This is a genomic window from Pseudomonas edaphica (assembly GCF_005863185.1).
GTDB classification, from domain to species: domain Bacteria; phylum Pseudomonadota; class Gammaproteobacteria; order Pseudomonadales; family Pseudomonadaceae; genus Aquipseudomonas; species Aquipseudomonas edaphica.
In genome coordinates this window covers 1-7,837 of the sequence record NZ_VBVZ01000282.1, presented here as the reverse complement: position 1 = coordinate 7,837, position 7,837 = coordinate 1, and the positions used below count along the sequence as shown (strand labels likewise).

The window sequence follows — 7,837 nt, the reverse complement described above, 5'->3', positions numbered from 1 at the left end:
TCCATGGACCGTGAAAACGTCGCGCAGTGCCACCCTGCGCTGAACAGGCGCCCGCCGCAGGCGGTCGGGCGCCGCGCATTACGTCAGCGCTTGGCTGCTTTGTCGGGGTCGGCTGAGCGACGCAGGAACGCTTGCGTCAGTTCCGGTAAGTGCTCCAGCAGCCACTCGGCCATGGCGATTTCCTGCGGCAGGATCTTTTCGCAGGCCGCTAGAGTTTCCGAATCACCGGCCTCTTTCGCAGCGGCGATAAGCGCCGTGTAGCTGGCAATTTCCATGTTTTCGAAGACGTAACCGGCCATCGCGCCCTTGATGACTTCGTCACTCATCAGTGAGCCACCGACTGCCTGGCCGAACGCCATCAGCTTGCCCCCCATGTCTTTCAGGGTCGATGAGCTGCCGCCCAGACGCGCCAGGCACTGGTCAATAAGTTGCTGCTGGCCGAGAGTTTCCTCAATGTGCTGGTCGATCCGTGCCTTGAGCTGGGGGTAATGTTCCAGGCGCTCGGATTGCGCCTTGAGCATTTTTTCGGCCTGCTGCTCCATCGCATGGGCATCACGTAGCCAATCAAGCAGGTTTTCCTGTGGAGTCGCCATGTCGTTAGTCCTCTTGATAAAAAATGGCAGGCGCCGCACGCCCGAAAGCGTGCGGCTGCCAAGCTTCAAATTTCGGGTTTAGGTTGCATTCCCGAGCCCAGGTCAGCGCCGGTAACGGGGTCGCTCGTCGCGTCCGAGGCGGTGCGGATTTTCATCGCGCTCAATGTCGCTTCGTCATCGGCATCCAGTTGCACAGTGGCCAAGCCATCACCACCGTCGACCGCCGGTTGCGGGCTTTCCACGAACTCCCACTCTTCGCCCTGGTTCCACGGGCCACGCATACTTTCCGCGCCTTGGGACATGTTGTAATAAACCTGCGTGAATTCCTGCATGCCCGGCAGCTTGCCTTGAGGGAAGTTCGGCTGGATCGAATGCAGCGCCTTTTCAAAAGACAATTGATGCGCGATTTCCCGCGTCATCAAAAAGCCCAGCGCCTCTTTTACGCCCGGATCATCCGTGACATTCATCAGCCGCTCGTAGACGATTTTGGCGCGGGCTTCGGCCGCGATATTGGAGCGCATGTCCGCGGTGGGCTCACCGATAGTGTCGATATAGGCCGCTGTCCAGGGCACGCCCGCAGAGTTGGTTAATGGAGCACCGGCACCGTACAGCAGGCTGGTGATGTGAGAGTCATTGCCGGCGCCGTTAAGGGAGCGATACAGCTCGCCCTCCCCTTCCACACCTTCGGCCATGCGCCCCTTGGCGCCCTTGTTGAGCATCACGATGATGGACCCGACGATCTCCAGATGGCTGAGCTCTTCGGTGGCGATGTCCATCAGCAGATCCTTGCGGCCCGGATCGTCTTCAGCCAAGGCCTGGGTGAAGTAGCGGGACGCTGCCGCCAGCTCCCCTTGAGCGCCGCCAAACTGTTCCAGCAACAGGTTGGCCAGGCCCGGATTAGGCTCGGCCACACGTACGGTGTATTGAAGTCGCTTGTTATGTAGAAACATGAACAAATCTCCTCAGGCTTAAGAAGGGGCAGCGCCCGGTTGGAGCGCTGCCTACCTTTTTGTGAGGCGCCTCCCTGTTGATAAATTTCAAAATAAACCTTTGCTGCGCGACCAGCGGTCGAGTGCTGCGCATCAAGCGAAACCGTGGCCCAGAGCATTTGTAGGCTCACTTCCCGTCGTCGTTCTGCGGGCAAGGAACGGTGTCTATCCCAGGGGTGCCGTTGGGCGGAAGCGTGACACCCTGATTTTTTCCACCGTCTGGCTCCTCAGGCGCCCGTTCAGGTGATGTGTCATCGGGGTGGTCCCAGTCAGTTGTTGCGTTCGGATCTTCGTTGCGCCCGGCCGTTCCCAGGACGCAACCATCCTCATTCGGCTCAGGCGATTTTTCCGGCGGCAGGTCTTGACCATTGGATGAGTCATGATTCATAGCAAGCTTCTCCTGTGTACACGTATGAAACCATTTGGTATCGCCCAGCAGTTTGCGGTGCCATGTAAAAGACGAACGGCCAGGTATTCCCGACGTGCCGACTTAAAAGTGCAAGCTTCAGCGAAAAGTATGGGTGAGGCCAACTAAGCGAAGCGGAGCGATCGGTGGCTGCCATCAAATTAATATCTAGCGCCCTCTCAGAATCGGCACTCTGTGAGATACGTATTATTAACTACCGCCTGTCGCCTTCCGGTAAAATTCTTAAAACATTTTTTCGCCGACCGACATCCCAGTAAATGCCCATTGCAGAAAATGGGAAACTAACGAAGCGCTACCTTAGTAAATGGAGAACTCTCATGACTCCAGCCAACAAAAATCCAGGTAACTTTGCTAACGACCGCGAAAAAGCTTCCGAAGCCGGGAAAAAAGGCGGCCAATCATCGGGCGGAAACTTTGCCAATGACCGCGAGAAAGCGTCTGAAGCAGAACGCAAGGGCAGTCAACACAGCCATGGCGGCGGCCGAAAGTCGGGATCTTAGTGCTCATACAGAGGGCGGCCTCGCCGCCCTTTGAGGCTCGTTTCGGCGTGCTCATAACAGCGGCGTAACCGGATATACCGGCGCCGTCGATAGCTCCTTATCGATCGCTTGACCGAAACAAACCGGGTGACTGTCGGCGAGAAGCAGCACTTCTGTACTATTCGGAGCACCGTTGCCCCCTGCTCGGCAGCCTATTTTGACGTAAACTCAAGGCCAATAATATAACCACGCCTACGGCCCCATCTTTATATTAAAACTTCCTTGGCGCTGATGAAAATCAGGAACTTAAACCAGGAGATCGGCAGTAAGGAGATACCATGTCAAACACTACCCATCTCGGTCAATGCGCTTGCGCTACTTGTCAGTGCGACGCCTTGGCAGACCATCAACGGGACGGAAAGCGCTACTGCAGTCAAGCGTGTGCCAACCTGCACCCACACGGGCAACCTTGCCCGGCCGCTGACTGCCATTGCGAATCGAGCGTCACCCTCCATGAGCGTGCCATAAGCGACAGCCAGCTCGATGAAGCTATCGAAGAAACGTTCCCCGCCAGTGATCCTATTTCCCCTTAGTTTTTTTAGCGCAGATTTCAATCTGCCGGACAGCACTTTCACGGGTTCTCCCGGCTTTCTTCCAACAACAGGTCAACCACTGCTTGCCCGCCTTGCAGTCCGGGCGAAGACTGTGCACTAAAGACGCGCAGTTGACGCTCGGCGCTGCTGCCGTCGCGCAGCATTTGCCGTGCGTGGTCGAACACGACGTCTTCTCCCAACACACGGGCGGTTTCGCCGAATTGCTGCTCAGCCAGAATCAGCCACTGCTCAAGTGATATTGCCTCGGTGTCCGGAGCCAGCGTGAAGCACCCATGATGTCCGCAACGACGAGCGCGAATGCGATTTTCCTTAAGCAGCCAAAGACGTTCAAGGCTGTATTGGCTGCCGGGTGTCGGCATCTGGCAGGCGTGTTTGATCATGATCCGGAACAGTCCCGCCAGGACCAACGCGTCGCTCAATCGCGGGCACGCGTCGGTCATGCGCAACTCGAGCGTCGGGTAGCTCAACGAGGGCCGGCAACCCCACCAGACATTTGCATCCTTTGCCAGCGCCCCGCTACGTTTCAATAAGCCCAGGTATTGCTCGAAGCTCTGCTCATCCGATAGAAACTCAGGGATACCCATGCGCGGCCACTCATCGCAGACTACTTGCCGATAACTGCAATACCCACTGGGCTGACCCTGCCACAACGGCGATGAAACGCTAAGAGCCAGCAGCATCGGCAACCAGGGCAACACCTCGTTCAGCACTGCGATTCGATCAACACCCGTCGGGATCTCTGCGTGAACATGCAGACCACTGAGCACGCTGCGCTGCGCGACGATCTGGAACTCCTCGAACAAGCGCTTAAAATGGACCTGAGGCGTAGCACGTTGCGCCCGCCAATCGGCCAATGGGTGTACGCCGCTGCATATAAACCCCAGTCCATATCCGGCCAACGCCTGGCTCAACTCGCGGCGCACCCGGCCCAGGTAAGTGGCCGCCTCTGCGGCGTCGTCAAACACTGGAGACGCCACTTCGACCTGGCCCTGCAACATCTCATAAGAGAAGCCATCGCCGATGACCTCGCGGCACGCCGCAAGCACATGAGCTGGCGGCTCGGCGAGCATTCGCCGACTGCGCAGATCTGTAATGAAATATTCTTCTTCAATGCCAAAGCGCTGAGTGCGATCCATACGCAGTCAACTCAGTCGAGTAACGGAAAGCGCCACCGCTGCGATGCGTTCGACGCGCTCGTACCCTGGTTTTTCCAGCTCTTCGCCAAACACGTCCGGGTCAAGCTCATGGTAGGTCCAGCCAAAAGCATCGCTACTCAACAAGCCGCGAGCGGATTCAAAGAACAAATCGCGGCCATCGACCATCGCCACCCCGGTGTAGAGCAATAAAGTGCCATCGCGTTCCAAACGGGGCAGCGCTTCGCGCAAAATGCGCAGCGACAACGCTTCGCCCAATTCACCACCACCGTGGCGGTAGGACCGCTGCTGACTGTCCTTCATGTAGGGCGGATTGGCGAGGATCAGGTCAAAGCGACCATCAACGCCGTCGAGCACATCACTGTGGTATACGCTGACGTTTGGTGCGTTGGCGAGTTCGGCGTTGACCGCACTCATGCGCAACGCCTTTGGGTTGATGTCCACCGCGAGCACCTCTGCGTCAGGCCGGGCGCGCGCCACCAGCAAGGCACCGGCGCCCGAACCGCAACCGATGTCCACGGCGCGGCGGATCGGCGCGAAGCGTTGGCGCAAGCTCTCTTCGATTACGCTGGCGAAGCGGTAAGTGTCGGGGCCGAAAAAAACCGCATCAGCGGCTTCTGTCGGAAACGCCGAATGCGCCAACAGCAACGGGCCCAGGTTCGACCACCGCACCCGGCTCCGCCAGCGGCCATGCGTCTTGACGATAATTTCAGCCTGTTGCAGTTCCTGTCGTTCGGCAGCCTCGAAAACCTCAGCATCGAAGGGCCGCGACCAACCGAATATCCCGCGCGTATCGCTAGCCGGTGCATTATCCCAACGCGCCATGACCCGTTGATGGGTCAGCGGTGTGGGCGTTATAAAGCGATAGCCCTGCGCCTGCAGGCGGCGGCCCAGATTGAGCAGTACCCGATCAGCATGCGATTGGGCCGATGACCCGGAGGGCGTTGGGCACAGTGAGTCGACCATTGGCAGGGCTCCTTGTCAGTCAGCGCAGAGCTGCGCGTAATTCGATAAAACGGCGGGTGGCAAACAAGCCGGCGGGCCGATGATGGCGGTCAGGGCCCAGCCACGGTAATAACAGGGAGAGCAGTTGCTCGCCGTCGGGCTCCAGCAGTGCCTTACGGAGTGCCTGAGTTTCAGGGTCATCCAACATTTGCGTGTTTGCGTCCAGCGATACGGGCCGCGCCGGGCGCGCGTGCGCAGTACTTTTTGCATCACGCCAGTCACCGGCGATCCAGTCCCGCAGCAATTGTTTTTCATAACCGCTGAACACGCCGAACATGGCGGCACCCGCGCCTTCGATCAATTGCCAGAAACGACTGTCTTCAGGGGCGCGGTTGCGCTTGATCCAGCCTTTGTCCTGAAGGGCCTGCAAGAACCCGCGAACCTGCCCGGGGTGCGCCAGCCATTGGTTGACACTCTTACCTTCAAAGCGGCAGTAATCCGAATGCATGTGCTGGCCGAACAGTCGCTTGCGCTCAAGCATTGCCACCAACTCGTCTTCCAAGTCAAACGCCTGGATCACCGCCGTAGAGCCCAGTCCAAGGTCGTTCAGTTGATAACCCCGCCGTACCCGTTGCCAATATTCCTGCGCGTCCATCCCGCGCGGCATCAATGCCAGGACCGCTTGCACGGCCCGGCGAGCATGGCCACTGCTGGCGTTGTCGATGGTCACATGCAAACTGAAGTAATAGGGGTCGATGCTCAGTTCCTTGAGCTCGTAGGCGCAGATGAGCAAGTGCAACGGCAGTTGCTCATAACCCAGGTTATACCCGAGGATCTCCGGCAAGTGCGACTCGGCGCTTTGACCCAATGCCAGCTGGATGGCGCCTTGGTGAAAGTGCTGGTCTTGCCATGCGAAATCGCCGTCGCAGCCTTGCTCGGCCAGCAGACGCTGGTATATCGCGACATGATTTTGCATTGGTTCACCATCGCCGAGCTCTTCCAAATAAGTGGTCAAAAGCCCGTCGTAGCGGTAGTCCCGCCAGTGCGCAAGTACACCGTATAGCCAGGCACCGTCCACTTGTTTGGTGGGTGCCACGCATTGCAAAAAGTACAAGGCATGAGCTTTGTTTAGAAAATACCGGCGGCCGCCTCCTTGCATCCGACCATGCAAGTAACGCGCGTATTCCTGAGCAACGCTAGAGCAGTTGAGCACCACCCAATCCATAAGTTGGTCGGGCGACGTAGGCAGCGGATTGTCTTCAACGGGACCGAGGCAGTCCAACTGCGCTTGCAAAAACTCGGCCGCCCATTGGGAAGATTCCGTGTTCCAATCTGTGAGGAGACGCTGGTACTGGCTGCGCAGTGGGCCTTCCCGTAGCCTCTGGTCAGAACTACTAAGCAGGGATTGAAAGACAGTCATGAGAGACTCCTTTGGTGGCGTGCAAGGCATATCCGCCAACGGCCACCGGTAGACAAATACACCCCGAGAGCAACGGGACAAAACAGAAAAACTAAGTAACCGGGCAACGCCCGCATGACTGGCTCCATCCGCTTGTTTTTTTCAAGCGCCAGCGACTGCCGGCACCTATTACGGGGGGCGCTTTTTTGCGCGTCCTATTCAGAAAGAGCCGCACACGACGCAATAATTCCATCGGCATGCGCTAAGTTCTGACAAAGTGATGGGTTAACCCTTGGCGGCTAATTTTGGAAGGCTTCAAGCGGTAGCTGAAGCGTGCGCCACCAGTTGCTGAATCGGTTTGCCCTCATCTACTCAGGGGTACGCGATCATCGTCATTGAGCCAAGGCTGACGCTGTCAAACGCTGGCAGGCTATGCCGGCATCGTTGCGCAGTTGACCATCACAGAACGATCAAATACAGGGTCCGGCCAGCGAAAGCTTATTATCGCTCCACATCATTAAGCATTCCTGTAGGTGGCCGACGTCGGTGCTCAAAATTGTCCCATTGCTCAGGTTTTCGTTGCTCTGCGCAATACATACACACATAAACATCTGGGCTTAAGCCAAGATAATAACCTTTACGTATATAAGGGTGGCTACAACCGCTCGATGGGCGCTCGCCATTGGCTGGTAACTCTTTAGCCATATAAAACCCATAGAAAAAAAGCCCGCACTGAGTACGGGCAAAAAGGAGTTATACCTAGAGGCTGTCTGAGTGAACAGGCTCAGTATTAAGAAGCCAAAAACTATTCAGCGGTTTATTTTTTTTCAATGAAAGGCGACGAAAGGCGCGATTAACAAGCGAAGCGTAAAATCATATGGTAAGTCGATGCTTTAAGATAAACGCATGGAAGTTGGGTAGATAAACCAAATCTATCGAAGCGCACACCGGGTTCATTTCCTGCCTTTAGCAAGTCATCAGGTACTCGCAAAGCGTCGCCGAACAAGCCCGAACTGCGCCGTCTAAAATCAGCTCATAACCATGAGTGTTTTCGGTAGGTATTGCTACGCACCCCGCTCTAGCCGATGAGCCATTGCTTAATACGGCGCTCGCATCTGAGGCAAAATCGACGAGTAACGCATATTGAGGGCTGTAACCACAGCGCTCTGCTGCTGCGGCTAAGGCCATCACGATGTCGCGTGTGTAATAACCCTTTTCGTCGCCGGTATTTATGATT

General features: G+C 56.9%; 7 protein-coding genes and 2 pseudogenes. 2 read left to right on the top strand and 7 right to left on the bottom strand.

Features of this window, described 5'->3' with window-relative positions; genetic code table 11:
* Positions 1-83: 83 nt before the first annotated feature.
* From FEM54_RS18565 to FEM54_RS18555, 3 genes are all read right to left on the bottom strand, one after another.
* A complete protein-coding gene (locus FEM54_RS18565) occupies positions 84-593 on the bottom strand; it encodes a ferritin-like domain-containing protein (RefSeq protein WP_104993606.1) in 510 nt (169 codons plus the stop codon).
* Positions 594-658: 65 nt separating this feature from the next.
* Entirely contained in the window at positions 659-1,543 is an 885-nt protein-coding gene (locus tag FEM54_RS18560; RefSeq protein WP_138452400.1) for a manganese catalase family protein, read from the bottom strand.
* Positions 1,544-1,709: 166 nt separating this feature from the next.
* Entirely contained in the window at positions 1,710-1,970 is a 261-nt protein-coding gene (locus FEM54_RS18555; protein ID WP_073637678.1) for a hypothetical protein, read from the bottom strand.
* Positions 1,971-2,350: 380 nt separating this feature from the next.
* Between FEM54_RS18555 and FEM54_RS18550 the strand changes: the two are divergent.
* Positions 2,351-2,509 (top strand): annotated as a pseudogene (locus tag FEM54_RS18550) (con-10 family general stress protein); the annotation flags it as partial.
* A 317-nt stretch (positions 2,510-2,826) separates the two neighbouring features.
* Positions 2,827-3,081 carry a metallothionein family protein gene (locus tag FEM54_RS18545; protein WP_078828208.1) on the top strand — a complete coding sequence of 85 codons (255 nt, stop codon included), beginning with the start codon at positions 2,827-2,829 and terminating at the stop codon, positions 3,079-3,081.
* 38 nt (positions 3,082-3,119) lie between these two features.
* Here FEM54_RS18545 and FEM54_RS18540 read toward each other — a convergent pair whose 3' ends face one another.
* The 4 genes and pseudogenes from FEM54_RS18540 to FEM54_RS18525 form a co-directional block, all read right to left on the bottom strand.
* On the bottom strand, positions 3,120-4,238 hold the full coding sequence (locus tag FEM54_RS18540; RefSeq protein WP_138452396.1) for a carboxylate-amine ligase: 1,119 nt from the start codon (positions 4,236-4,238) through the stop codon (positions 3,120-3,122).
* A gap of 6 nt (positions 4,239-4,244) precedes the next feature.
* Entirely contained in the window at positions 4,245-5,222 is a 978-nt protein-coding gene (locus FEM54_RS18535; protein WP_138452394.1) for a methyltransferase, read from the bottom strand.
* A gap of 19 nt (positions 5,223-5,241) precedes the next feature.
* The gene (locus FEM54_RS18530) at positions 5,242-6,621 is read right to left on the bottom strand and encodes an iron-containing redox enzyme family protein (protein ID WP_138452402.1); all 1,380 of its coding nucleotides are present in this window, start codon (positions 6,619-6,621) and stop codon (positions 5,242-5,244) included.
* Between the two features lie 945 nt (positions 6,622-7,566).
* A pseudogene (locus FEM54_RS18525) lies at positions 7,567-7,837 on the bottom strand (M42 family peptidase); the annotation flags it as partial.